The organism is Haloferula sp. A504 (genome assembly GCF_044385805.1).
GTDB lineage: Bacteria > Verrucomicrobiota > Verrucomicrobiia > Verrucomicrobiales > Akkermansiaceae > Haloferula.
Genome location: NZ_JBISBU010000015.1, coordinates 1 through 24,247 on the forward strand (window position 1 = coordinate 1; position 24,247 = coordinate 24,247).

At 65.2% G+C, this 24,247-nt stretch carries 21 protein-coding genes; 16 read left to right on the forward strand and 5 right to left on the reverse strand.

Annotation, left to right across the window (positions count from 1 at the left end; all coding sequences use genetic code 11):
- Window positions 1-239 precede the first annotated feature (239 nt).
- Both ACG2LG_RS09345 and ACG2LG_RS09350 read right to left on the reverse strand, forming a co-directional pair.
- Window positions 240-1,799 carry a sulfatase-like hydrolase/transferase gene (locus ACG2LG_RS09345; RefSeq protein WP_396258388.1) on the reverse strand — a complete coding sequence of 520 codons (1,560 nt, stop codon included), beginning with the start codon at window positions 1,797-1,799 and terminating at the stop codon, window positions 240-242.
- A 137-nt stretch (window positions 1,800-1,936) separates the two neighbouring features.
- Window positions 1,937-2,110: a hypothetical protein gene (locus tag ACG2LG_RS09350; protein ID WP_396258390.1), complete on the reverse strand. Its 174-nt coding sequence runs from the start codon at window positions 2,108-2,110 to the stop codon at window positions 1,937-1,939.
- Window positions 2,111-3,366: 1,256 nt separating this feature from the next.
- On the opposite strand from ACG2LG_RS09350, the gene ACG2LG_RS09355 reads away from it, so the two are divergent.
- The 7 genes from ACG2LG_RS09355 (at window position 3,367) to ACG2LG_RS09385 (ending at window position 11,317) form a co-directional block, all read left to right on the forward strand.
- Window positions 3,367-3,642, forward strand: a complete 276-nt coding sequence (locus tag ACG2LG_RS09355; protein ID WP_396258391.1) for a hypothetical protein — start codon at window positions 3,367-3,369, stop codon at window positions 3,640-3,642.
- A gap of 317 nt (window positions 3,643-3,959) precedes the next feature.
- Window positions 3,960-4,316: a hypothetical protein gene (locus ACG2LG_RS09360; protein ID WP_396258393.1), complete on the forward strand. Its 357-nt coding sequence runs from the start codon at window positions 3,960-3,962 to the stop codon at window positions 4,314-4,316.
- Between the two features lie 92 nt (window positions 4,317-4,408).
- Window positions 4,409-4,765, forward strand: coding sequence for a hypothetical protein (locus ACG2LG_RS09365; RefSeq protein WP_396258394.1), 357 nt, complete (start codon window positions 4,409-4,411; stop codon window positions 4,763-4,765).
- Between the two features lie 28 nt (window positions 4,766-4,793).
- The gene (gene mnmH, locus ACG2LG_RS09370; RefSeq protein WP_396258396.1) at window positions 4,794-5,831 is read left to right on the forward strand and encodes a tRNA 2-selenouridine(34) synthase MnmH; all 1,038 of its coding nucleotides are present in this window, start codon (window positions 4,794-4,796) and stop codon (window positions 5,829-5,831) included.
- Window positions 5,828-6,877: a selenide, water dikinase SelD gene (gene selD, locus ACG2LG_RS09375; RefSeq protein WP_396258397.1), complete on the forward strand. Its 1,050-nt coding sequence runs from the start codon at window positions 5,828-5,830 to the stop codon at window positions 6,875-6,877. The genes mnmH and selD overlap by 4 nt, the downstream gene beginning before the upstream one ends.
- A 131-nt stretch (window positions 6,878-7,008) precedes the next feature.
- Window positions 7,009-8,034 (forward strand): efflux RND transporter periplasmic adaptor subunit, encoded by a 1,026-nt coding sequence (locus ACG2LG_RS09380; RefSeq protein WP_396258398.1) that lies wholly within the window; start codon window positions 7,009-7,011, stop codon window positions 8,032-8,034.
- 22 nt (window positions 8,035-8,056) lie between these two features.
- Window positions 8,057-11,317 carry an efflux RND transporter permease subunit gene (locus ACG2LG_RS09385; RefSeq protein ID WP_396258399.1) on the forward strand — a complete coding sequence of 1,087 codons (3,261 nt, stop codon included), beginning with the start codon at window positions 8,057-8,059 and terminating at the stop codon, window positions 11,315-11,317.
- A 243-nt stretch (window positions 11,318-11,560) separates the two neighbouring features.
- Here the strand turns inward: ACG2LG_RS09385 and ACG2LG_RS09390 are convergent, their stop codons facing one another.
- The gene (locus ACG2LG_RS09390) at window positions 11,561-12,196 is read right to left on the reverse strand and encodes a DUF1080 domain-containing protein (protein ID WP_396258401.1); all 636 of its coding nucleotides are present in this window, start codon (window positions 12,194-12,196) and stop codon (window positions 11,561-11,563) included.
- Window positions 12,197-12,319: 123 nt separating this feature from the next.
- On the opposite strand from ACG2LG_RS09390, the gene ACG2LG_RS09395 reads away from it, so the two are divergent.
- The 6 genes from ACG2LG_RS09395 to ACG2LG_RS09420 all read left to right on the forward strand — a co-directional run bounded on the left by ACG2LG_RS09395 (window position 12,320) and on the right by ACG2LG_RS09420 (window position 17,346).
- Entirely contained in the window at window positions 12,320-13,171 is an 852-nt protein-coding gene (locus ACG2LG_RS09395; RefSeq protein ID WP_396258403.1) for a PEP-CTERM sorting domain-containing protein, read from the forward strand.
- 64 nt (window positions 13,172-13,235) lie between these two features.
- Window positions 13,236-14,753 carry a sugar ABC transporter ATP-binding protein gene (locus tag ACG2LG_RS09400; protein WP_396258405.1) on the forward strand — a complete coding sequence of 506 codons (1,518 nt, stop codon included), beginning with the start codon at window positions 13,236-13,238 and terminating at the stop codon, window positions 14,751-14,753.
- A gap of 46 nt (window positions 14,754-14,799) precedes the next feature.
- Window positions 14,800-15,063, forward strand: coding sequence for a type II toxin-antitoxin system Phd/YefM family antitoxin (locus ACG2LG_RS09405; RefSeq protein WP_396258407.1), 264 nt, complete (start codon window positions 14,800-14,802; stop codon window positions 15,061-15,063).
- Window positions 15,060-15,458 carry a type II toxin-antitoxin system VapC family toxin gene (locus ACG2LG_RS09410; protein WP_396258409.1) on the forward strand — a complete coding sequence of 133 codons (399 nt, stop codon included), beginning with the start codon at window positions 15,060-15,062 and terminating at the stop codon, window positions 15,456-15,458. The genes ACG2LG_RS09405 and ACG2LG_RS09410 overlap by 4 nt, the downstream gene beginning before the upstream one ends.
- Window positions 15,459-15,484: 26 nt before the next feature.
- Window positions 15,485-16,426, forward strand: coding sequence for an ABC transporter permease (locus ACG2LG_RS09415; protein WP_396258410.1), 942 nt, complete (start codon window positions 15,485-15,487; stop codon window positions 16,424-16,426).
- Window positions 16,423-17,346, forward strand: a complete 924-nt coding sequence (locus tag ACG2LG_RS09420; protein ID WP_396258412.1) for a sugar ABC transporter substrate-binding protein — start codon at window positions 16,423-16,425, stop codon at window positions 17,344-17,346. The genes ACG2LG_RS09415 and ACG2LG_RS09420 overlap by 4 nt, the downstream gene beginning before the upstream one ends.
- Window positions 17,347-17,685: 339 nt before the next feature.
- Here the strand turns inward: ACG2LG_RS09420 and ACG2LG_RS09425 are convergent, their stop codons facing one another.
- Together ACG2LG_RS09425 and ACG2LG_RS09430 are read right to left on the reverse strand one after the other, a co-directional pair.
- Window positions 17,686-18,072 carry a PIN domain-containing protein gene (locus ACG2LG_RS09425; protein ID WP_396258414.1) on the reverse strand — a complete coding sequence of 129 codons (387 nt, stop codon included), beginning with the start codon at window positions 18,070-18,072 and terminating at the stop codon, window positions 17,686-17,688.
- Window positions 18,050-18,304, reverse strand: a complete 255-nt coding sequence (locus ACG2LG_RS09430; protein ID WP_396258416.1) for a type II toxin-antitoxin system VapB family antitoxin — start codon at window positions 18,302-18,304, stop codon at window positions 18,050-18,052. Before ACG2LG_RS09430 ends, ACG2LG_RS09425 begins: the two co-directional genes overlap by 23 nt.
- A 73-nt stretch (window positions 18,305-18,377) precedes the next feature.
- Between ACG2LG_RS09430 and ACG2LG_RS09435 the strand changes: the two genes are divergently transcribed.
- The 3 genes from ACG2LG_RS09435 (at window position 18,378) to ACG2LG_RS09445 (ending at window position 24,210) form a co-directional block, all read left to right on the forward strand.
- A complete protein-coding gene (locus tag ACG2LG_RS09435) occupies window positions 18,378-19,829 on the forward strand; it encodes a sulfatase (RefSeq protein WP_396258418.1) in 1,452 nt (483 codons plus the stop codon).
- Window positions 19,830-19,874: 45 nt separating this feature from the next.
- On the forward strand, window positions 19,875-21,482 hold the full coding sequence (locus ACG2LG_RS09440) for a hypothetical protein (protein ID WP_396258420.1): 1,608 nt from the start codon (window positions 19,875-19,877) through the stop codon (window positions 21,480-21,482).
- A 133-nt stretch (window positions 21,483-21,615) separates the two neighbouring features.
- A complete protein-coding gene (locus ACG2LG_RS09445) occupies window positions 21,616-24,210 on the forward strand; it encodes a glycoside hydrolase family 2 TIM barrel-domain containing protein (protein ID WP_396258422.1) in 2,595 nt (864 codons plus the stop codon).
- Window positions 24,211-24,247 lie beyond the last annotated feature (37 nt).

The window sequence follows — 24,247 nt, forward strand, 5'->3', positions numbered from 1 at the left end:
ATGGGCCGCGTGGCGCGGCGATTGGTTCTAGACATCCCCGCCAGCCTGCCGCCTTACCCCCCAGCGCGGTAGGGGGCCGATTTTAGGACGCTTACAATAGACCGACGTGTGAGGCCTGAGTTCGCGTCGATCCTCGGTTGCTTGGCGTTGCGTTGACGGATCTCGTGGAGTCGGTCGAGGCTACGGCTTGGAGCTTGGTAGTCCACGTGCGCACACATGCTGCCCACACGGACCAGCAATCAGTCGGTCCCCGACCGTGACGACCGTGCCCGCACGCGTTCGAGGAGGGCCTGCATCTCGGCGACCTTCTTCGGATGATCGCCTATCGCATTGTCGCGCTCGCCAGGATCCTCCCTGAGATTAAAGAGTTGGGGTGGATCGGAGACATACTTCCACTCTCCGTGACGGATGGCCACATCCTTGAAGGAGCATGTAACGATCCAATCGGCACCCTTGGAGTCCTTGCCGGTGAGGGCATTGACAAAGTCCCGGCTGTCGGCCGCCTGACCCGGCGGGATCTCGACCCCGAGCAAGCTGGACAGCGATCCGAGCAGATCAACCTGCGAGAACAGGGCGTCCGACACCCCGGGATCGACCCGTCCCGGCCAGCGGACGATGAAGGGCACCCGGGTACCACCTTCGTAGATCTGATACTTCCCGCCCCGATATGGGCCAGCCGCGAAGTGACCGTGGTCCGCGCCGCCGGATCCGCAGGTTTTGCAGCCGTCGAGGTAGCCGCCATCGATGTACACGGGACCGTTGTCACTGGTGAGGATCACAAGCGTGTCCTTGGCCAGTCCGAGTTCGTCGAGCAATCCCAGCAGGGCTCCCGCGCTCCAGTCGAAAGACACCATCGCGTCACCCCGGAGCCCGTGGTCGCTCTTGCCGCGGAACCGCGAATGGGGCCACCGCGGGGCATGGATGTCGTTGGCGGAGAAGTACAGGAAGAACGGCTCATCCCCGCTTTCCCGGATAAACGCCGTGGCCTCACGCACCAGATCGTCGGCGATGTCCTCGTCCTTGAACAACGCGCTCTTGCCACCCTTCATCTTGCCGATGCGTCCAATGCCGTTGATCACCGAGCCGGAGTGGGCGTGATCGCCGGGGTAGGCGGTAACCGCGTCCGGCTCGAGCAGCGCGATCGGATAAGGTGTGCCCGCAACGGAATCGGGAATCGGCTCCTCATAGCTCCCGCGTCGGACCGTGATCGGATCGTCAGGATCGAGGCCCACCACCCCTCCATCCTCCACATACACCGTCGGCAGCCGGTCGTTGGTGGCGGGGATGATGAAGTGATGATCGAAACCGAGGGACTCGGGACCGGGTTCGATTCTTCCGTTCCAGTCAATAGGTTCGTCGTCGAGCCCAAGATGCCACTTCCCAATCACCGCCGTCCGATAGCCGACCGCCTTGAACAAGTCCGCCAAGGTGAACTGGTCGGGAGAAACAATCATGTTGGACAGTCCGTGGGCAATCCCCATGCGTTCCTTGCGAAGCGGCAGCTCACCGGTCAGCAGCGAGTAGCGGGAGGGTGTGCAGGTCGAGGATGCGCAGTGGCCATCGGTAAAGCGCAGCCCCTCCGACGCCAGCCGGTCGATGTTGGGCGTGGGAATTTTCTCCGCCCCGTAGGCACCGACGTCACCATAGCCGACGTCGTCGCCGTAGATGAGCAGAACATTGGGACGGTCAGCCGCACATGCGAGCAGTGGACAGGCGAGGAGTAGCGCGAAGCAGCGGCTGGAACTCATGTAATGCTTCGGGGTTTCAACACCGGAGTGGAAATAGAGTGTCCGGATCATTGAATGGAGCAATAGTAAAACGACGTGTTTCAATTGGACTTCGCTTGGGCGCGGCTCTTCCCGTAGCGGGGGATCTTGCCGATGTTGTGCACCAGACAGTAGAGCAGCCACTGGGCCTCAAGCATTTTACGGTCTCCTTAGTAGAAGTCGTCCATGCCCCTGGCGTGCCGGATGTTGCCGAATTTGGGGTCGGTGATGTTGCTCTTCACCTCCTTCCTTGGGGCTACCTCACTCTGGAAGGTCAACCGTGAATGCACGCCAAGGGATGCGAAGCGGTAGTGCCACTTCGAGAGAGAGTCGACACGACGCATCTTATCAGCCAGAATGCACTGCCCGAATGCTCCGAAATCAGAATTTGTGTCCATTCTTAATTCCTGAATCTGCTCCGAGCGGGTTTTCAATGCCTAGGTTGACTATGAGGTCGCCCTGGCAGCATCTCTCAGGACAGCGCTACCTGATTCTCTTGCTTCTGGACAAGGCTCTCAGGCGGCTTCGTAGATTCTCCTCCGGGGAAAAATCTGTGGATAAATCTGTGGAAAACAGATCCTTAGAATTGGATTTACTTTTACTGTTAGAATAAGATTGGCTATCGGAGGCTGCCACGAAGTAATCCGGAGGCAGATTGAGCCGCCCGACCAACTCGGTCGGTGCCTTTTCGTGCTCGATCTCGATTCCTCGCCTGACCTTGGGGTTTAGAGACTGGTGTCTGACGAAATTCACGATGCCGATCCAGCTGTCCTTTCGAACGATCTTCCCGTCGGCCTCGAGCTTCTCGAAGGTCCTCTTAAGCTCCTTGGCCGACAGGCCCACGTCAAAAGCCGCTCTCCGATCTTACCTGAAAACTTGTATTTTTGCACCCCGGCACAAGCCGGGGGCGATTTTGTCAAGGAACCACCAAAGGGTTCTCTAATGTTGTAACGCACCCTGGTTCCCCGGGTCAAAGTACCCCATGTGGAAAACTGCTGCGGCCCGCACCCCGACATCCGATCCGACAAAGCCGGTATGTCGGAGTGACGGGACCGTTGAGAACGGATTCCCGTTGCAAACAAAGGGCCAAACGACTTCCCCCGCGTCGTGCCTGACGCCCCGACTTGCCGCAGCATCCGAACGGCTGCCGGGTGAGTCGTCAGGAAAAGCCATGACCGACATCACCATGCTGCGGCAAGTCGGCCCGCCAGGCGGCCACGACGCGGGGGGACTGGTTCAACGCGGGCTCCGGCCACACCGGACGAAGGATCCATCTACGGGGTGGAAAACGGTTTCGACGACGGGTTACCCGCCCACACGCCCTTAACGTGTTCCCCTGTCGGGAAGCGACAGCCGTCGAGGCAACGCTCGACCGCTGCCGGCCTCGGCGATCGAGGATCGATTTTCCGCCGCCCCGGTCTATGGGACGATCGGCAAGGGATCGCTGAGAAGCACCGGTGTCACTGAGGTCGCCGTGGCGAAACGAGCCACCCACTGACGAGGAACTGGCTGGCGGACGTTCCGTGGGATCTCGTCGGCTACCAGAACGCCGCCTTGTGCGAGGCGAAGTCGCCCCATCACGGACCCATCTCCGATGGCCATGAAGCTGCTGCCAAGCTGTGGGAAGAATCGCGTGGACGCGCGATTGTCCCTCTTCGAACTCGTGGACTTGTGCCGGACCTGTCATCATCTCGCACCATTCACCAACTTCAACGGCAAAACTCTTGCCGCCATTGCCCGTGGGCTAATCGATCGACTCGATCTCCGCGCCGATCGGGAGGCCGTGGTCCGAAGTCTGGTGGGACACATCGTGGCCGGTGTCGCGCCCGATCAAGAGGACCAGGCCTTCGAATCGTTCTGCAACGATTTCCAATAGCGGATCCGTGAGAGGCAGTTCTTCTCATCACAATTACCTCCGCTACCGCGAATCGACTCCAGCGGCGGCGCCCAGGAGCGGCGCAGCGGCGGTGGTCAGGGTGGCGAGCGCCGAGGTCTCGAGAAAGCCGCGGCGGGAGCAAGAGCAGCACATGGCGGAAGTGACAGGGGTTCAGCGACCTGATAATCCCCGGAGACGGTGAGACTGCCGCCGGAGCCATTGACGCGCAGACTTTTCAAGAATCCGCCGCCCCGCCCGGTGGAGCGGCCCGTCAGTGCCGTATTGCCAGCCCCATCCATGCCCGCCACACTCCGCCCATGGACGACACCCGCGACCGCGGCACGCAGCCCGTTGAGGCCCTGCTGGAACGCTGGGGACTGAGCAACCACGACCTGGTCGACGCCTCCCCGGAGCAACTCACCCACAAACAGGTCCAGCGGGCCTGCAAGGGCCGACAGCTGACCCTCGCGATGATGCAGAAGGTCACCCGCGCCCTGAACATCGCGGTGTGGTATCGGCTGACGAAAGAAGAGCGGGAAGACTACTTCGAGTACTTCCACAAGCACCTCTTCAACTACGCCAAGGGCTTCGATGCCGCCTTCGAGGATCCGAATGAGGCGCTGATGGCGAAGGTTTGCGAACGCGGCGGCAGGATCATCAACCGCGAGGGCTGATCGGGCGCCCTTTTCGCTGGCGGGAAATCGATGCCTCCGATAAATCCCGAGCGCTGCGGTTTTCCCGATGTAAGACAGCCCTTGTTTCCGCCATGCGTTCCATCCTCCTTCTGATCCCTGCGCTGCTTGCCAGCTGCGGGCCCACCATTTCCCAACGCGAAGTCCTCGGCCGGGCCCGGGCCGAGGTTGCAGTGCGCGAGACCTGGGCGGACTCGGCGCTGATCAAGGTCAGGAAACGCCCGGCATTTCCGTGGTCCCACTGGAAGATCCAGGCCGGGCAACTCGATGAATCCAACTACCCGCTTTACGAGGGTCTGGACCTGGTTCCCGGCACCGAGCGCGAATTGAGATTCTCGCGATCCGGCTGCCTCGTCCGCTACGGCGAGAACCTCACCGGCTGCAACGACCGCTACCTTTCCGGCGTCCCGGCACCTGCTCCGAGCAAGTAAGCCGCTCCGCGGAGGCCACCCGCTTGCCATGGCCAAGGCCCTTCCCACCGACGAATTTCTCGCACGTGCGAAGGATCTGCCGGTCATCGATGTCCGCTCGCCGTCGGAGTTCAACCTGGGTCACATCCCCGGGGCGGTGAACGTGCCGCTCTTCAGCGACGAGGAGCGCGCCAGGATCGGAAAGACCTACAAGCAACTCGGCCGACAACCGGCGGTCATGCTCGGACTGCGCTGCATCGGCCCGCGAATGGACGAGTTCGCCAGGGAACTGCTTGGCCATGCCTCCCGGGCCGGCGACCAAGCCCTGGTCCACTGCTGGCGGGGCGGCATGCGCAGCGGCAGCGTGGCCTGGCTGCTGGAAAGCTTCGGCTGCCAGGTGGCCACGCTGAAGGGCGGATACAAGGCATTCCGGAACTGGGTCCTCGACGGCTTCGAGCAGCCAAGGGCGATCCACGTGGTGACCGGGCTGACCGGCAGCGGGAAAACCGAGGTGCTCGGAGAACTGGCGGTGCAGGGGGAACAGGTCATCGACCTTGAAGCACTCGCCCATCACAAGGGCAGCGCCTTCGGTTCGCTCGGTCAGAAGCCGGCCCCGACCCAACAGCAGTTCGAGAACCGCCTCGCCTTCGAGTGGCGGGCCGCCGACCCGGACAGGCCGCTGTGGTTGGAAGACGAAAGCCGCACCATCGGCAGAATCCGCCTGCCGCTGGAGATCTGGCGCCAGAAGCAGGCGGGCGAATTCCATCGGGTCGAAGTGCCGGATGAGGACCGCGTGCAGCACCTCTGCGACGGCTATGCCGGACACCCGCCCACGCTTCTTGCCGAAAGGGTCGAAGCCATCCGCAAACGCCTCGGCGGCGACCGGGTCAAGGAGGCGATCGAAGCCATCGAGACCGGCGACGCGACCACCGCCTGCCGCATCGTCCTCGCCTACTACGACAAGACCTACCGGCACTCGCTGAAGCGGGCCGCTCCCGCCAACCTGACGAGCCACTCCTTCGACCGACTCGACCCCGCGGAAATGGCCTCGACCCTGGCGGCCGCCGTCCGATCATCTCCCCCATGAAACCCCGACTCACCCAATACAGCTCCGGCGCCGGATGCGGCTGCAAGATCTCGCCCAAGGTCCTCGACCAGATTCTCTCGGCAGCAGGTGGGACCGCCTCGACCGACCCCCGGCTGCTGGTCGGCAATGACCAGCGCGACGACGCGGCGGCTTTCGCGCTCGACGACGGCGAGACGGTGCTGCTGGCGACGACCGATTTCTTCATGCCCATCGTCGACGACCCCGAACAGTTCGGGCGCATCGCCGCGGCCAACGCGATCAGCGACATCTACGCCATGGGCGGCCGCCCGGTGCTGGCGCTGGCGGTGCTCGGCTGGCCCTTGGAAAAACTGCCAGCTGAAGTGGCGGGCGAAGTGCTCGGCGGCGCGCGGAAGGTTTGCGCCGAGGCAGGCATCGTCCTTGCCGGCGGTCACAGCATCGACAGCGAGGAACCGATCTTCGGGCTGGCGGTGAATGGCATCGTCTCCCGCTCGCAGCTCAAAACCAATGCCGGTGCAAAACCCGGCGACCTGCTCTTCCTCAGCAAACCGCTCGGTGTCGGCCTGCTCGCGACAGCCGAAAAGAAAGGCCTGCTGCGCGACGAGGATCGGGGGCGCGCGGCGGCCTCCATGATGCGGCTCAACTCCATCGGGGCCGAGATCGCGCCGCTCGACGGAGTCCACGCGATGACCGACGTGACCGGCTTCGGCCTGCTCGGCCACCTGCGGGAAATGGCCGAAGCCAGCGGGGCCATCGCCCGGGTGGACTTCCCGGCCGTGCCTCAAATCACCGACCTCGCGCCCTACCTCGAAGCCGGGGCGATTCCCGGCGGCACCCGTCGCAACTGGGCGAGCTACGGCGATGCCATCGATTGCCCCGACGAGTCGCGCCGACACATCCTCTGCGATCCGCAGACCAGCGGCGGCATCCTCACCGCCATCGACCCGGCACATGCCGGCGGCCTCATCGCGCTTTTCGAGAAGCACGGCCTCGCCGATCTCGCCCAGCCGATCGGCGAGATCGAAGCCGCCGGGCCCGGAGCGACACGGGTCCGCGTCGCCGGGTGAGGGAGCGCCGGGTTTGCCCGGCTCCAGCCTGGATCGCAACCGGCACGAAGGATCGGCCCACCTTTTGATTCCGCACATCCGCATCTTTCCCCTACCCCCGCCCCTCGCGCTATGCCACGTTCGGAGTAGCCATGAAAATCGTCTATTGTGCGCTGTCCGCCGCCGCCCTTCTCGCCGCGGCCTGTCACAAAAGCGAGCCCGCCGCCGGCACCGCCGAAACCCTTCCGGCGATCGACGCCCGGATCATCGAGGCCACCACCACCGACCTGCCCGTGCACGAGGAAGTAGTCGGCACCGTGCAGCCGGCACTGCAGGCGACGGTCTCCTCGAAAACGACCGGGCGCATCATCGAGATGAAGGCGATCCCGGGGGTCGCGGTGAAGCAGGGAGAGCTTCTCGCCAAGGTTGAGGCGCCGCAACTCGAGGCCGCCCTGGCGCGGGCCGAAGCGGCCTTGGAAAACTCCCGCAGTGAGGCCGAGCGCTACCGCTCGCTCCGCGACAAGGGCTCGGTTTCCCAGCGCGACATCGACCGCGTGGAAACCCAGCTGCGCGTCGCCACCGCCGAGCGCGACCAGATCCGCAGCCAGCTCGACGAGGCCGAAATCGTGGCCCCCTTCGCCGGACGCATCACCCGCCGCCACCTCGACACCGGCGACCTCGTCCAGCCCGGCGCGGCGGTGTGCCGCATCGAGGACCCGACCCGCCTGCGCTTCGAGATGCACGTCGCCGAGACCCTCGCCAACCGCATCGAGCTCGGCCGGCGCTTCAAGGTCGCGGTCGGCCCGGGCGGAGTCGAAACCGAAGGCACCGTCGCCGAGGTCTCGCCGGCGGCGGACACCGGCAGTCGCACCTTTCTGGTGAAGCTCGACCTGCCCGCCGGCGAAAAGATGCTCGCCGGTCAGTTCGGCCGCGCCTTCCTGCCGCGCGGCAGCCGCCCGGCGGTCGTCGTCGCCGAGTCCGCCCTGCTCCAGCGCGGCCAGCTGTGCTACGCCGCCGTCGTCGATGCGGAAAATCTCGCCCATCTGCGCATCGTGCGCACCGGCCAGCGCAGCCCTGAGGGGGTCGAGATCCTCTCCGGGCTCGAAGCCGGCGAACGCATCCTCGCCGAGATCCCGGCCGACTTTGCCGGTGGCACTCCGGTGAATCCGTCGCTCTAACACCTCCCCCGCCTTCAGACCCATGTCTCCCGACCCGGACGAGCATCGCGGCATTGCCGGCACGCTGGCGGCCAAGTTCATCAACTCGCCGCTCACCCCGCTGCTGATCCTCGGCTCGGTGCTGCTCGGCATCTTCGCCACCCTCAAGCTGCCGCGCGAAGAAGAACCGCAGATCAAGGTGCCGATGATCGACGTGATGGTGCAGATGCCCGGCGCCTCGGCCAAGGAGATCGAAACCCGGGTCACCAACCCGATGGAGAAGCTGCTGTGGGAAATCCCCGGCGTGGAATACATCTACTCGACCTCCTCGCCCGGATCCTCACTGGTGATCGTGCGCTACAAGGTCGGGACCGACGCCGAGACCGCGCTGACCCGGCTGAACCACAAGCTCGAGGCGAACTTCGACGTCATCCCCCCGGGTGTCTCGCGGCCGCTGATCAAGCCGCGCGGCATCGACGACGTTCCCATCCTCGCGCTCACGCTGCATTCCAGGAGCGCCGACTCGATCACCCTCCGCCGCCTCGCCGCCGAGGTCGAGCACCGCATCAAGCGCGTGCCGCAGGTGGCCGAAACGATCCTGATCGGCGGCGAACAGCGACAGATCCGCATCGACCTCGACCCCGCCAAGCTCGCCGCGCGCAGCCTCACGCCGGCCGGCATCCTGCCGGTCCTCCAGCAGGCCAACCGCCAGTTCCGCTCCGGAGAAATCACCGCCTCCGACGAGGTGCTGCTGATCGAGTCCGGCGGCTTCCTCCATTCCCCCGAAGAAGTCGGCGACACCGTGCTCGGCGCCTACGACGGCCGCCCGGTCTATCTTCGCGACGTTGCCACCATCCACGACGGTGCCGGCGATCCCGAGGCCTACGTCCTGCACACCGCCGGCGGCTCGGAGCAATTTGAGCCCGCCGTGACCATCACCGTCGCCAAGCGCCCCGGTGCCAACGCGATCACCGTGGCCGACAAGGTGCTCGAACAGGTCGAACGGCTGAAGGGCCACATCATCCCCGACGACGTCGAGGTCACCATCACCCGCCACTACGGCCAGACCGCCGCCGAGAAGTCCAACGAGCTGCTGCTGCACATGGGCATCGCCGTCGTCTCGGTCTCGCTGCTGATCCTCTTCGCGCTGGGAAAACGCGAGTCGCTGGTGGTCGCGCTGGCCATCCCGTCCACCCTTGCCCTCACGCTGCTGGTCTTCCTGCTCGCCGGCTACACGCTCAACCGCATCACGCTCTTCGCGCTGATCTTTTCCATCGGCATCCTGGTCGACGATGCGATCGTGGTCGTCGAAAACATCGTCCGCCACATGCGACTGCCCGACCGCGGCGGCAAGTCGATCGGTCAGATCGCGATCGAGGCGGTGTCGGAGGTCGGCAACCCGACCATCCTCGCCACCTGGGCGGTGATCGCGGCGATCCTGCCGATGGCCTTCGTCGGCGGCCTGATGGGTCCCTACATGCGCCCGATTCCGGTCGGCGCCTCGGCCGCGATGGTGTTCTCGCTGCTGGTCGCCTTCATCGTCACGCCCTGGGCTGCGATCCGCATCCTCAAGCCGCACGCCCCGCTCGCGGCCGGTGCCGATCCGCATGGCGAAGAAGGCCTGCCGACCCGGCTCTACCGGCGCTTCATGCACGGCATGCTTGAGACCGCGCCGCGGCGCTTCGCTTTCCTCGGTACCATCGCGCTGCTGTTCATCGGGGCCTGCGCGCTGGTTCCGATCGGCTGGGTGCAGGTGAAGATGCTGCCCTTCGACAACAAGTCGGAGTTCCAGGTGGTGATCAACATGCCCGAGGGCACCGCGCTCGAGACCACCGCCCGCGCCGCCACCGAGATGGCCGCCCGCCTCGGCCGGGAGCCGGAGGTCGTGAACACCCAGGTCTATGCCGGCACCGCCGCGCCGTTCAACTTCAACGGGTTGGTCCGCCACTACTTCATGCGGCGCGGCCCGAACGTCGCCGACGTCCAGGTGAACCTGCTGCCCAAGCACGACCGCAAGGCCGCCAGCCACGACATCGCCAAGCGCGTGCGCCCGGCATTGCACGAAATCGCCGGGCGCTACGGGGCCCGCATCGCCGTCGCCGAGGTGCCGCCCGGACCGCCGGTGCTGCAGACCCTGGTCGCCGAATGCTACGGGGAACGCCGTAGCGACCGGGAAAAGCTCGCCCGCAAGGTGCGCGGGATCTTTGCGGAAACGCCGGACGTGGTCGACATCGACTACTACTGGGAGGAGGACCAGACCCTCTGGCGCTTCGTCATCGACAAGGAGAAGGCCGCGCTCAGCGGGATCTCCGCCGCCACCATTTCCGAGACCCTTCGCACCGCGGTCGGAGGGTCGGCGGTCGACCTGATCCACCTGCCCGACGAGAAGGAACCGGTCGAGGTGGTGCTGCGCCTCGAACGACCCGACCGCACCGACCCGCGGCAACTGCTCGGCCTGCGGGTGCGGGCCGGCGATGCCAACCAGCTCCCCGAGCAGGTTCCCGGCGAGGCGCCGCCGCTGATCCCCCTCGGCGAGCTGGTCACGCTCGAGAGGGATGTCATCGACAAGTCGATCTACCACAAGAACCTGATGCCGGTGACCTACGTCATCGCCGACGTCGCCGGCGAGGCCGAGAGCCCGGTGTATGCGATCGGCGAGATGAACGACAAGATCGCCGCGCTCGACCCCGCGGAGTTCGGCGGCAGGGACACGGCGATCCGGGTCCACAACCTGGCCATGCCGGAGAGCGACATTGAGCCGTCGATCAAGTGGGACGGCGAGTGGCACATCACCCTCGAGGTCTTCCGGGACCTCGGCATCGCCTTCGGCGCGTGCCTGATCCTGATCTACATGCTGATGGTCGGCTGGTTCCGCTCGTTCATCACGCCGATGATCGTGATGGTCGCGATTCCCTTCTCGCTGATCGGTATCCTGCCGGCCCACGGGGCGATGGGCGCCTTCTTCACCGCCACCTCGATGATCGGGTTCATGGCCGGCGGCGGCATCGTCGTTCGCAACTCGATCATCCTCGTCGACTTCATCCAGCTCCGGCTCAGGGAAGGCATGCCGCTACTGGAGGCGGTGGTCGATGCCGGTGCGGTGCGCTTCCGGCCGATGGCCCTGACCGCGATGGCGGTGGTCGTCGGGGCGGCGGTGATCCTCACCGACCCGATCTTCCAGGGCCTTGCGCTCTCGCTGATGGCCGGCGAGGTCGCCTCGCTCTTCGTCTCCCGCCTCGCGGTGCCGGTGCTTTATTACATCGTCAACGCACGACGGGCGGCGGTTCCCACGCCGGAGGCGTGACATGACGGTAGCCGGTGGTTGAGCGAGGAACGAGCGACACCACCGGTTGACCATTGCCACAGAACCCGCATGCCGGAGGCATGCCACGATGGACGGTCGTTCCATCGAACCCGGCCACCAACACCCCACGCCTAACACCCCTGCCAGGGTGCTGGATTTTCATACGTCCGGCCCGGGGGGTGTCGTCCGCTGCGCGGACTCAACCCCCGGCTACCAGACTTCGACGCCTCCGGCGTCGGCCCCTCACAGTTCCTTCAGCTTCAGCTTGCGCCAGGCCACCTGGAAAGGGCCCTGGCCTTTGCCGATGCTGTGGACCTGGAGGCCGATGAAACCCTTCGGGTGACTCTTGAACCGTTTCTCGTCAACGAGATCGGAAATCATCTCACCGTTGATCCAGACCTGGATCCGCGGTCCGTTGGCGACGACACGGTAGGCGTTCCAATCGCCGTCCTTGAAATGCTTGTGCGGCCTCAGGTCGATCTGGGGCGTCATCCAACCTCCGATTGCCTCGCCGTAGATGTATCCGGCCTCGGCACCCTTCTCGCCGCTGGCCTCGATCTCGACCTGGGGTCCGTTCACCCGGCCCTTCGGCCCTCCGAAGGTGCCCGAGCGGATCTGCACGCCGGAGTTCAGCGCGTCGTCGACCTTCACTTCGAAGGTCAGCTCGAAGTCGCCATACTTCTTGTCGGTGCACAGGAAGCTGTTGGGGCTGCCCTCGGCCGTCGTCCCGACCAGCGTGTCGCCTTTGATTTCGTAGGTCGCCGTTCCATTGCGCTGGGTCCAGCCATCGAGGTCCTTGCCATTGAAAAGGTCCACCCAGCCCTCTCCTCCGAAGGCGGAGGCTGCGGCGGCGACCGTCAGGTAAATCATGGTCTTCATCATAAGATATGCGCACTACGTGCTCATCCGGCCGGTTTTCGCACCGGTTTTCGAGTTTTTTCTTGGTTCTTGGCTCGATGGTTGCTCCGGATGGCCGCGCTCTAACTGCTTTTGCAACGCCGGATGAAAGTCACTCCCCTCCTCACCGCGATCGCCCTGTCCTCCAATCCCCTGACAGCAGGGGTCATTTTCACCGACACCTTCTCCGGATCCGGCAGCCCGGATCCCGTGTGGGTGACCGACACCAGCGGCGACAGCACGGTCAACGCCACGGTCAGTGTCAGCGGCGGAGCACTCAACGTGAACACCGACAGCGTGGAGGGCCTGGCCGTCGCACGGCACACACTTGAACTGACCGGCTCGGGCGCCCCGGTTCTCACACTCGGATCAAGCTGGACCGTTCAGGCCAACATGACCCTTGCCGACGGATCGGCCTTCGCCACGATGGCCGGCGGTGAGGGGGTCGCTCTCTCCTTCGGTGTTCGAAACAATCTTCCATCCACCGACGACCGGGCACAAATCAACTTCGCAGCTCTCAACTTCGCCGGTGGCCCCGATTTTGCCGTCCGGGGAGCGCACGTGACCGCCGGTGCCGAAACCGGACCCATCACCAATCTCGGGGCCGCCTCGGCCCCGCTCACCGCGACCATGAGGATGGCCTACGATGCGGGTACCGGCCTGATTTCATTCGGGGCGGACACCGGAGTGGGATTTTTCGAGTTGGTCACGCCTGTCGATACCTCCGTCTGGTCGATGACGGCTTCCGACCCGCTCCTGATCCAACTGGAATTGGGAATGGCGAAGTTCGATGATCTCCCGGCCGACAGCACCTTCTCGATCGAGGACGGCGAAGCGACCATCAACTCGTTCACGATCTTCGACGAAGTCCTCGCCACCAACACCATTCCGGAACCTGGAACGCTGCTGCTTTCCGCTCTAGGCATGGCAGGTTTGGTTCTGCGACGCCGTCGCTGAGCCAATCCGCGCAGGGACGCGGAGAATGCATCGACAATCCGGACCCGGCTGGAGAAATTCCGCCATGCCGCCGGAGTCACCCGATCCGTCGAATAACGAGCCACCGCTGCTCGAGGCCCGGGGCGTGAGCAAGTCCTTCGGCGGCGTGCACGCGCTGCAGGCGGTCGATTTCGACCTTCGCCCCGGCGAGGTCCACGCCCTCATGGGTGAGAACGGCGCCGGCAAGTCGACCTTGATGAAGATCCTCGCCGGGCTGCTGACGCCGGACGAGGGCGAGGTCCGGCTGCGCGGGGAAAGCGTCCGCTTTTCCAACCCACACGAGGCGATGCAACACGGCATCGCGATGATCCACCAGGAGCTGATGCCGGTGCCGGAAATGAGCGTGGCCGAGAACCTGATGCTCGGCCGCGAGCCCAGAGGACGGATCCCGGGCACCATCGACCGGAAGAAGATGGCAACCGAGTCGAGGCGGCTGCTGGAGGTGCTCGACATGGGGCTGCCGGTGTCGCGCCCGATGAAGGAACTCAGCGTGGCCGGCATGCAGACCGTCGAGATCGCCCGCGCCATCGGCAGCGACGCCTCGATCGTGATCATGGACGAGCCGACGGCGGCAATCTCGGACCGCGAAGTCAGCGCGCTCTTCGCCGCCATCGACAAGCTGCGCGCGCGCGGCGTCGGCGCCATCTACATCACCCACAAGATGGATGAGGTGTCGCGCATCGCCGACCGGATCACGGTGCTGCGCGACGGCAAACACGTCGCCACGCGACCCGCCGACGAACTCGACGGGAAGCAATTGATCTCGCTGATGGTCGGGCGCGAACTGCTGGATCAGTCCGACACGTCCCACCCGGTGGGCGTAGAGGTGGTGCTTTCCGTTTCCGGCCTCGGACGGCGGGGCGACTACCACGACATCAGCTTCGAAGTCCGCAAGGGTGAGGTGCTCGGCCTGGCGGGCCTCATGGGAGCCGGCCGCAGCGAGGTGGTATCCGCCATCTTCGGGCTCGCACCGGCCGAGCGCGGGGTGATCGAAGTCGGCGGGGTGCCGGTGCGCATTCGCGAACCCGCCGGTGCGATCCGGCTCGGCATCGGCATGGTCACCGAGGACCGGAAGGACTACGGCATCATCCCCGAGCTTCCCGTCGCCCAGAACGTCACCCTCGCCGCCCTGCGCGAGGCTTGCCGTGGCCCGGTGATCTCGCCACGCCGCGAGATGGCGATGGCCGGAGAAGCGGTCGACCAGTTCGGCATCAAGTGCACCCCGCGGCAGAAGATCGGCCAGCTCAGCGGCGGCAACCAGCAGAAGGCGGTCATCGCCCGGACCATGATGGCCGGCCCCTCCATCGTCATCCTCGACGAACCGACCCGCGGCATCGATGTCGCGGCGAAGTCCGAGGTCTATCAGATCATCCGCGACCTCACCCGCAAGGGCACCACGGTCCTCCTCGTTTCCTCCGAGCTGCCGGAGTTGCTCGCCATGAGCGACCGGATCCTCGTCATGCGCGAGGGCAAAATCACCGCCCGCCTCGATCCGGGCCAAACCACCCAGGAGGAAATCCTCAGGCATGCCATCCCGGTCTGATAACCTACAAATTGACAAACTTAGTCAAGTTGACTAAATTGGCCGCATGCAAGTCACTATCCACGAAGCGAAGACGCACCTCTCCAAGCTGATCTCGGCGGTCGAGCGGGGGGAAGAGGTCATCATTGCGCGGCGGGACAAGCCGGTGGTGCGACTGGTGAAGGAAGAGCCGAAGGATGCTCCACGGAAACTGGGTGCCCTGGCCCATCTGAATTTCCAGATCGATGGTTTCGAAGATCCTGCCCTCAACAAGCAGATTGAGGACGACTTCTACGCCGAGGTCGAAAAGTGCGATCCTGAGGACCAATGACCTCGGCGCTCCTGGACACCGTCGCCGTTTTGCGCGTCTTGCTTGCCCCAAAGAAACTCTCTGCGATCGCCAGGGACGTTCTTCAGGGCCGGGGACTTGCTCTCCACTACTCGGCGATAAATCTCTGGGAAATCGGCATCAAGATGTCGGTCGGTGGATATCGCGACCTCGAGATTCCGTATGACTGGCAGGTTTGCTTCCCCGTGGCGCTGCAAGAACTGCGTGCGACCCGGCTGGAAGTAGAGCCCGAGGATTGTCGGAGAATCCAGGATCTCCCCTTCCATCATCGGGATCCGTTCGATCGGATGCTCGTTGCCCAGAGTCTTGAGCGTGGTTTGGACATCATCAGCCCGGATCGCAGCTTCGACGCCTACGGAGTACGACGAATCTGGTAGCCGCCCCCTCCCGCAGAACTGCTGAAATGCCCGCCCTCTCCCGCATCCCGTCCGATTGGCGCAGCCGCTTCGGCCTGCTGATCGCGCTGGTCCTCACGGTCACCATCCTGGCCATCCTGCGGCCGCATTTCCTCAGCTCGGCGAACCTGCTCAACGTCGTCCGCCAGATCTCGATCAACGGCATGCTCGCCGTCGGCGTGACCTTCGTCCTGCTCACCGCCGGGGTCGACCTCTCGCTCGGCTCGGTGGTCGCTCTAGCCGGGGTGGTCGCCGCCCATTTCGCCCACCCGGGGGACTACCCCGTCTTCGTGCCCGTCGCGATGGGCGTGCTGGTCGGCATCGGCTGCGGCGCGGTGAATGGCGGTGTCGTGACCTGGGGCAAGGTCGCCCCCTTCATCGCCACGCTCGGGATGATGACCGTCGCCCGCGGGCTCGCGCTGGTTGCCAGCGGCGGCCGACCGGTTTCCAACATGAGCGACGAGATGAAGGCGCTCGCCGGAGATCTGTGGGGCATCCCGGTGCCCGCCATCATGCTGGCGGTCGTCGCCGTCGCCGCCTGGTGGGTGCTCAAGTACACCCGCATCGGCCGCCACATCTACGCCGTCGGCGGCAACGAGAACGCCGCCCACGCCGCCGGCATCCACGTCGGTCGCGTCAAGATGTTCGCCTACACGATCTGCGGCGCGCTCACCGGCCTTGCCGGCGTGATGCTGGCGGCCCGGATCACCACCGGACAGCCGAACGCCGGCGTCGCCTACGAGCTCGACGCGATCGCCGCGGTGGTGATCGGCGGCACCAGCCTCTCCGGCGGCATCGGCACCATCGGCGGCACCATTCTCGGGGCCCTGCTGATGGGCGTGATCGGGAACGGACTCGACCTCATGAACGTCTCTCCTTACTACCAGCAGATCGTCAAGGGCGCCATCATCGTCGGCGCCGTCTGGCTCGATCGAAAACACTCGAAATGAAACGTCTTTTCAAAACCCTCGCGCTCCTCGGAACCGGCGCCCTGCTCGCCGGATGCGACCCCAACGCCGACGACACCCGTCCCGTCGTCGGCGTCTCGCTGCTCAACCTCGCCAACGAGTTCATCGTCACCATCGAGGGCGCCCTCGAGGAGGAGGCCGAGGCCCAGGGCGTGCGCCTCATCATCAACGACGCCCAGCGCGATGCCAGCCGCCAGATCCAGCAGGTCGAGAACTTCATCGCCCAGGGGGTCGATGCCGTCGTGCTCAACCCCTGTGAACTCGAGGCCAGTTCCCCGGCGGTCGAGCGGGCGCAGGCCGCCGGCATTCCCATCGTCAATGTGAACTCCGAAACCACCGCCGTGCCCGACGCCTTCGTCGGTTCGCGCGACGAGGAAAGCGGGCGGCTGGCGATGGCCTTCATCGCCGAGAAGCTCGGTGGCGAGGGCGGCGTCCTGATGATGCACGGCTACATGGGCCAGGCCGCCCAGATCAAGCGCGATGCCGGAGCCCGCGAAGTGCTCGCCCAGCACCCGGAACTCAAGCTCATCGCAGCCCAGACCGCCGAATGGGACCGCGCCAAGGCGGTCACGCTCATGGAGAACTGGCTCCAGTCCTACGGCGACGAGGTCGATGCCGTCTTCGCCCAGAACGACGAGATGGCGATGGGCGCGCTGCTCGCGATCGAGCGTGCCGGAAAGAAGGACGACATCCTCGTCGTCGGCGTCGACGCCATCGGCGACGCCCTGCAGGCGGTCAAGGACGGCCGCCTCGACGCCACCGTCTTCCAGGACGGCAAGGGTCAGGCCCGCGCCGCCCTCCAGGCCGCCATCGCCCTGAGCAAGGGTGAGACCGTCGAAAAGGAAACCTTCATCCCCTTCCAGTTGGTGACGAAGGAGAATGTGGGTGAGTTCCTGGAGTGAGAACTATTTCGGCTCTCAGTCCCGCTTGTCATGGAGAAAAGCCCGAAGCACCCCGCTTCATGGCACGCCTCCGGCGTGCAAATCCCCAACCTTCCGGACCCGGTGGTATCGCCCGCAGAAGCGGGCTCAACCACCGGCTACCATCATCTGACGCCGGAGGCGTCGCATTTCGGTAGCCCGGGGTCGACCCCGCGAACGCGGGGGAACCACCCCGGGGAAGAAAGCCCGAAACACCCCGCACCCCGGCAGGGGTGCCATGCTTTGCGGGTGGAGAATCCCCACCACCCGAAGCTCCCCATGTCATGCCCCATTTCCGGCATCACCGGCTGCTAGCGGGAGTCACGGCTCAATCACCTCCAAGCCGGGCACTTCCCGAAAGTGCGCGTCCCGCGTCATCACCGCCGCACCAACCCGGCGGGCACAGCAGGCGATGACCACGTCCTGCAAGGGCAACACCCGGCTCTCGCGATCGAGTTGCCATGCCAGCTGCCAGACCTCATCCCAAAGACTCCCCGAAGTCGCGACCGTCTGGGTCACCGCAAAGAAGCACTGCATGGCCTCAAGCCGCCTTGGGCCCTTGATCCCTCGCAGCACCTCCGCTTTCACCACTCCGCAGCTGACGACATCGTCGAGACTGTAGCGCCGACCGATCTCGGCCACCGGATCGAGCCCAGCCCGGATCACTTCGATGTAGACGCTCGAATCAATCAGGACGAGGCGCCTCATAAGCCTTCGGGTCTTCAGCGACGCGCAACTTCACCGGGTCGTAGTCCTCGTAAACCGCATCCTTCCATTCCTCGGCGGGCAGGCCGAGGCCGTCCTTCAACATCGCCTTCAGCCGCGCCTTCCGGTCCAACTCATTCAACGCGAAATGGACCGCGTCCGTCTTGGTCTCCAAGCCGTACTTTTCCATGACCCTTGCCAACAAGGCCTCGTCGATGTGCATGGTCATCTTCATGCCATACACGGTATGGCAAGCGCGATTCCCGGCCCGCTCTTCCCTTGTCGGCCGAAATCGCGAGACTCCCGCCATGAGAACCTGGCTTCACGGAGCGATCACGGCGGTCACCCTCCACACCGGCGCGGTGGCCGCCAGTCCACCAGAAGTGCTCTTCATTGCCATCGACGACCTCAACGACTGGGTCGGCTGCCTCGGTGGCCACCCGCAGGCGCTCACGCCGAACATCGACCGCCTCGCCGGCGAGGGCGTGCTTTTCACCAACGCCCACTGCCAGGCGCCGATCTGCGGGCCGTCGCGGGCCTCGATCATGACCGGCCTCGCCCCCACAACGAGCGGCATCTACCTGCAAATCGACGATCGCGACATCCGCAACGCCAACCCGGCAACCCGCCGGGCCGTGTTCCTCCCCGACTACTTCGAGAACCACGGCTACACGACCCGCGGCGCCGGCAAGATCTACCACAAGGGCGACGCGGCACGCACCTTCGACGAATTCGGACACGGCACCAACATGGGCCCAAAGCCGAAGAAGCGCTTCAAGTGGGACCCGAAGGCGATGGGGCTCGAGAGAAACACCCAGACCGACTGGGCCGCCTACCCCGAGCGCGACGCCCAGATGCCGGATTTCAAGACGGCGGCCTACGCCATGGCCCAGCTCCGATCGGATCGCAACCAACCGCTGTTTCTCGCCGCCGGCTTCGTGCGCCCGCACGTGCCCTGGTATGTGCCGGCGAAATGGTTCGCGAAGCATCCAGTCGCCGACATCGAAACTCCTCCCTATCGTGCCGATGACATGGACGACGTCCCGGCCATGGCGAGGAAAGTGGCCGAGGTCCCGATGATGCCCACCACCGAATGGGCAATCGCCCACGGAGAATGGAAAGCCATGCTCCAAGCCTACCTCGCCTGCGTGACCTTCGTCGACGCCCAGGTCGGCAAGGTTCTGGACGCCCTTGAGGAAAGCGGACGGGCGGACCGCACGGTCGTCGTCCTGTGGTCGGACCACGGCTACCACCTCGGTGAGAAGAACCGCTTCGCCAAGCAGGCGATCTGGGAGCGCGACACGCATGTGCCGCTCATCATCCGGGCTCCCGGCATCGCGGGCAGGCGGCGCTGCGACGCTCCGGTCCAGCTCCTCGATCTCTACCCGACGCTGCTCGAGCTGTGCGGACTGCCACCGAATCCGCAAAACGACGGCCACAGCCTCGTCCCGCTGCTGGAAGATCCGGAAGCCGACTGGCCCCACCTCGCCGTGACCTCCTACGGAGCCGGGAACGTCTCGATCCGCAACCGATCCCACCGCTACATCGTCTACGAGGACGGCTCGGAGGAACTCTACGACCTGCGCAACGATCCGAACGAATGGACCAACCTCGCCGACCGGCCCGCCTCGGAGGCCCTCAAAAAGGCCTTGTCGCAGGCACGCCCGACGAAGCCAGCCCCGCTCGCGGACAAGTCCCGCTACGACATCAACCCCTACTGGCGCCAGAAGACAGCCGCTCGGAAGAAGGGCGAACGTTGAGTTCCGAAGGATCCGGCGGCCCGGTGGCGTAGCCATGCCAGCACCATGACTGCCCGGACCATCCCCTTGCTCCTTTTTGCCTGCGCCTCATCTGCCCTCGCCGGGCCATCGACTCCACCCGCGACGCCCGACGATGCCATCGCCCGGGCCCGCGCCTCGGCAGAGATCGCCGGGCGCTCGCTGAGCAAGGTCCAGTGCTGGCTCCACGAGAAGGCGCTGCCGAAGATCGACCCGAAGACCGGGCTCTACATCTCCCACACCTCCGGCAGCGGCCGCTACCGGTCGTCGCTGTGGAACTACGACGACGCGGCCGCCGACACCTACCCCTTCCTCTTCTGGGCGGCGTGGTACACCGACCGCGAAAAGATCGACGGACCCATCCTCGGCGTCCTCGAGGCCGAGCAGCGGATCTGCAACCACCTCGACCGCATCCCGACCGCGGTGAACCCCGCGACGCTTGAAAAGCAAATCCGCAGCAAGGACGACCTGATCTTCGCCGCCTCGGAATACGTGAAGGACGGTCTGATCGCGATCGTCGAGGTCGCCGGCCGGGACAACCCGTGGTTCGAGCGGATGCGGGCCATCGAAGACGACATCTGGAAGCACGCCGACGTCGACACCGATTACGGTAAGATCCCCACCGGGAACCTCGAGGCCAACGGCGAGCAGATCCAGGCACTCGTCCGGCTCTTCACCGCGACCGGTGAGGTGAAATACCTCGACTGGGCCGAGCGCCTTGCCGACCACTACCTGCTCGGTGGCGACTTCCTGCCCACCCGTCTGCGCGACCACGGCTGCGAGATCATCGGCGGGCTCGGGCTGCTGTTCGCGGTCGAAACGGTCCACCGCCCGGAAAAGGCGGCCGCCTACCGGCCCCACCTCCGCCGCATGTTCGACGAGATCCTCGAGCGCGGCACCAACGAGGACGGCATGATGTTCAACGCCCTCGACCAGAAGAAGGGGCCGTTGAGCGACGGCTGGGGCTACAACTACGTCGCCTACCTGTGCTTCGACATGGCCACCGGCGAGACAATCTATCAGCCGGCCGTCGAGCGGACCCTCGCAAACCTTTCCAAGCCCCTTTATCAGGACTACCGCTGGGAGGGGAACTCCATCGACGGCTTCGCCGACTCGATCGAAGGCGGTCTCTACCTGATAAACCGCCTGCCGGTTCCCGAGGCGATCGCCTGGGCCGACGACCAGAGCGCGAAGCATCTCGTGAAGGTCGCGGACGAGGATCACCTCTGGGGCACCATGAAGCTCGAGTCGAACGGCGTCCGCACCGTCCTGCAGCATGCCATGATGCACACCCGCGGCACCACCGCCCACCCGTGGCAGCAGGGACTGCAACTCGGCGCGAGCCAGCAGGAGGATGGCCTGACCGTGGTGGTGAAGTCCGACAAGGCATGGACCGGACGGCTGGTCTTCGACAAGCCCCGCCACCGCCTCGGGATGGGCTTTTCAAAGGACTGGCCGCGCATGAACACCATGCCCGAGTGGTTCACGGTCGAACCGGATGCCCGCTACGTCGTCGAGGACCCCGCCACCGGACAACAGGCGACCCACCCCGGCACCAGCCTCATCGAAGGCCTCGAGCTGACGCTCGAGCCCGGGGTTGAAAGGCAACTCGTGATCCGCAAGAGCGCCCTCTGAGATCCGGTGCTCTGCCCAGCCCGCGGCGGCGGGGATTTTCTTCGATTTTGCGAATGCCCGCGTCTCCTGCTCATGTAATAGGGGCGGCGTCCGGCGGATCCGTCCCGGCGGCGCTCCTGTCAGTTCCAAGCTCATGATGTCCCCGCTCCACTCCCTCTTCGCCGCCCTGCTCGTCTTCGCAAGCATCGCCGCCGCCGACACCACCCGCAGTCGCGAATGCTTCGATCCCGGCTGGTCCTTCTTCAAGGGCGACCTGGAAGGCGCCGAGCAAGCGGACTTCGATGCTTCGGACTGGCGCCAGCTCGACCTGCCCCACGACTGGAGCGTCGAGGGCCCCTTTGATCCCGACGCCCCAGCCGGTGCCCCGGGCGGCTACCTCCCCGCCGGCATCGGCTGGTACCGCAAGGCCTTCAAGGTGCCTGCCGATCTCGAAGGGCGGCGACTGTTCATCGAGTTCGACGGCATCTACATGAACGGCGAGGTCTGGATCAACGGCCAGCGTCTCGGCAAACGTCCCTACGGCTACATCGGCGTCCAGTATGAGCTGACCCCGCACATCGACTTCGGCGGCCGCAACGTGATCGCCGTGAGAGTCGACGACTCTCTCCAGCCCTCCGCCCGCTGGTATGGCGGCGCGGGCATCTACCGCCACGTCTGGCTGACCCATACCGATCCGATCCGGGTCGACCACTGGGGCACCTACGTCCGCACCCCGGAGGTCACCGACGAGGTCGCCACGGTCGCGATCGATACCACCATCGACAAGGGCCCGCCCGGCGACCGCCGGATGGGTCTCACTCAGGAAATCCTCTCGGCCGATGGCGAAGTGGTCGCGACCGACACCCAGCAGCTGCTGGTGAAAGGTGCCAAGCGGACGACTACCACTCAGACGCTGTCACTGCCCCGGCCCCGACTCTGGTCACCCGACGCACCCAACCTCTACACGGTTCGCACGACCTTGAAGACCGGGAACAAGGTGCACGACATCCACCACAGCCCGCTCGGTGTCCGCACGCTGCGCTTCGACCGCGAAAAGGGCCTCTTCGTGAACGGCGAGCCCGTCATCATGCGCGGCATGTGCAACCACCAGGACCTCGGCCCGCTCGGCACCGCACTGTGGGACGAGGCCCTCCGTCGCCGCATGGAGATGCTCAAGGACATGGGGGTCAACGCCCTGCGCACCGCCCACTACCCGCACTCGCCGGAGTTCATGCGGATGGCCGACGAGATGGGCTTCCTCGTCATCGACGAAACCTTCGACGAGTGGCGGCGCGGCTGGAACTTCGAGGACGGCCAACTCGTCTCCAGCCCGAACGACCGCGGCAAGGCGCGCAACGGCTACAACCGCTACTTCACCGAGTGGTGGGAATGCGACCTCGTCGATCACCTCAGGCGCGACCGCAACCACCCCTGCGTGATCATGTGGAGCATCGCCAACGAGGTGCCCGAGGCCCAGAAATACGGAGAACTCGAAACGGTGCAGAAAGTCGTCACCCTCGCCAGGAAGACCGATCCCACCCGTCCCATCACCGCCGGCATCAACCACATCCACACCGCCAACGAGACCGGCTTCCTTGATCACCTCGACATCGTCGGCTACAACGGCGGTGGCGGCTCCTGCTTCCTCTACGAGAAGGACCACGAGCGCTTCCCCGACCGCATTATCTACGCCTCCGAGGTGCCGCACTCGCTTCAGACCCGCGGCGAGTACCGCACCCACACCAACTACCGGGAGAAGGAACACCAGACGCCCAACCTGACCGAAACCGAGGTCTTTCCCGAGACCGACGCCTGGTATGAGTCGTCCTACGACAACGCCGGCGTGCGCATCAATGCCCGCGACTCGTGGCACCTGACGAAGACCCTGCCCTACGTCCTCGGCGAGTTCCGTTGGACCGGCTTCGACTACATCGGCGAGTCGGGCGGCTGGCCGCGGGTGCTCGGCAATTTCGGCATCATCGACCTCTGCAACTTTCCCAAGGACACCTATTACTTCTACCAGAGCCAGTGGACCGACCAGCCGATGATCCACATCCTCCCCCACTGGAACTGGCCGGGCAAGGAAGGCACCGTGATTCCGGTGCATGCCTACACCACGGGCGACGAGGCCGAGCTTTTCCTGAATGGCGAGTCGCAGGGCATCCGGAAGTTCGGCGAGGAAAACCCCTACCACCTCGAGTGGATGGTCCCCTACGCTCCCGGCGAACTGAGGGCCGTCGCCCGCAAGAATGGCGACGAGATCGCCACGACCACCATCCGCACCGCCGGACCTCCGGCGCAGTTTGCCTTAGAAACCGACCAAACCGAACTCGACCCCCGCAAGCGCGAGCTCGCCTACCTCACGCTGCGCGTCGAGGACGCCGAGGGGAACTTCGATCCCAAGGGCGAGCGCTGGGTTGCGATCCGCATCCAGGGTCCCGCCCGCATCCTCGGCGTCCACAACGGTGATCCGCTCAGCCACCACCCGTTCCAGTCGCGCACGGTGAAGACTTTCAACGGCCTCGCCCGTGTGATCCTCACGGCAACGACCGGCGAGGACGTGATCAAAAAGAACGAGGAACGCGAACCGGGCGAGATCATCGTCACCGCCAACGTCCGCGGCTTCGAGCCCCGCGAGCTGCGGCTGAAGCGCACGCATGAAGGCACGTCCGAATCCGTCTTCGAGCCCGACAATGCCGGCCCCGGCGCCACCGACGTCTACGACGAGGGCGTTCCGCCGGTGGATTGAGGGGAGGGCAGACACTCCTGTCTGACTCGGAAGCCAA

Bases quoted from the DNA above. Each gene is read 5' to 3' on its own strand.
- ACG2LG_RS09345 (WP_396258388.1), bottom strand. From the start codon at position 1,799: ATGATCCGGACACTCTATTTCCACTCCGGTGTTGAAACCCCGAAGCAT.
- ACG2LG_RS09350 (WP_396258390.1), bottom strand. From the start codon at position 2,110: ATGCGTCGTGTCGACTCTCTCTCGAAGTGGCACTACCGCTTCGCATCC.
- ACG2LG_RS09355 (WP_396258391.1), top strand. From the start codon at position 3,367: ATGAAGCTGCTGCCAAGCTGTGGGAAGAATCGCGTGGACGCGCGATTG.
- ACG2LG_RS09360 (WP_396258393.1), top strand. From the start codon at position 3,960: ATGGACGACACCCGCGACCGCGGCACGCAGCCCGTTGAGGCCCTGCTG.
- ACG2LG_RS09365 (WP_396258394.1), top strand. From the start codon at position 4,409: ATGCGTTCCATCCTCCTTCTGATCCCTGCGCTGCTTGCCAGCTGCGGG.
- mnmH (WP_396258396.1), top strand. From the start codon at position 4,794: ATGGCCAAGGCCCTTCCCACCGACGAATTTCTCGCACGTGCGAAGGAT.
- selD (WP_396258397.1), top strand. From the start codon at position 5,828: ATGAAACCCCGACTCACCCAATACAGCTCCGGCGCCGGATGCGGCTGC.
- ACG2LG_RS09380 (WP_396258398.1), top strand. From the start codon at position 7,009: ATGAAAATCGTCTATTGTGCGCTGTCCGCCGCCGCCCTTCTCGCCGCG.
- ACG2LG_RS09385 (WP_396258399.1), top strand. From the start codon at position 8,057: ATGTCTCCCGACCCGGACGAGCATCGCGGCATTGCCGGCACGCTGGCG.
- ACG2LG_RS09390 (WP_396258401.1), bottom strand. From the start codon at position 12,196: ATGAAGACCATGATTTACCTGACGGTCGCCGCCGCAGCCTCCGCCTTC.
- ACG2LG_RS09395 (WP_396258403.1), top strand. From the start codon at position 12,320: ATGAAAGTCACTCCCCTCCTCACCGCGATCGCCCTGTCCTCCAATCCC.
- ACG2LG_RS09400 (WP_396258405.1), top strand. From the start codon at position 13,236: ATGCCGCCGGAGTCACCCGATCCGTCGAATAACGAGCCACCGCTGCTC.
- ACG2LG_RS09405 (WP_396258407.1), top strand. From the start codon at position 14,800: ATGCAAGTCACTATCCACGAAGCGAAGACGCACCTCTCCAAGCTGATC.
- ACG2LG_RS09410 (WP_396258409.1), top strand. From the start codon at position 15,060: ATGACCTCGGCGCTCCTGGACACCGTCGCCGTTTTGCGCGTCTTGCTT.
- ACG2LG_RS09415 (WP_396258410.1), top strand. From the start codon at position 15,485: ATGCCCGCCCTCTCCCGCATCCCGTCCGATTGGCGCAGCCGCTTCGGC.
- ACG2LG_RS09420 (WP_396258412.1), top strand. From the start codon at position 16,423: ATGAAACGTCTTTTCAAAACCCTCGCGCTCCTCGGAACCGGCGCCCTG.
- ACG2LG_RS09425 (WP_396258414.1), bottom strand. From the start codon at position 18,072: ATGAGGCGCCTCGTCCTGATTGATTCGAGCGTCTACATCGAAGTGATC.
- ACG2LG_RS09430 (WP_396258416.1), bottom strand. From the start codon at position 18,304: ATGAAGATGACCATGCACATCGACGAGGCCTTGTTGGCAAGGGTCATG.
- ACG2LG_RS09435 (WP_396258418.1), top strand. From the start codon at position 18,378: ATGAGAACCTGGCTTCACGGAGCGATCACGGCGGTCACCCTCCACACC.
- ACG2LG_RS09440 (WP_396258420.1), top strand. From the start codon at position 19,875: ATGACTGCCCGGACCATCCCCTTGCTCCTTTTTGCCTGCGCCTCATCT.
- ACG2LG_RS09445 (WP_396258422.1), top strand. From the start codon at position 21,616: ATGATGTCCCCGCTCCACTCCCTCTTCGCCGCCCTGCTCGTCTTCGCA.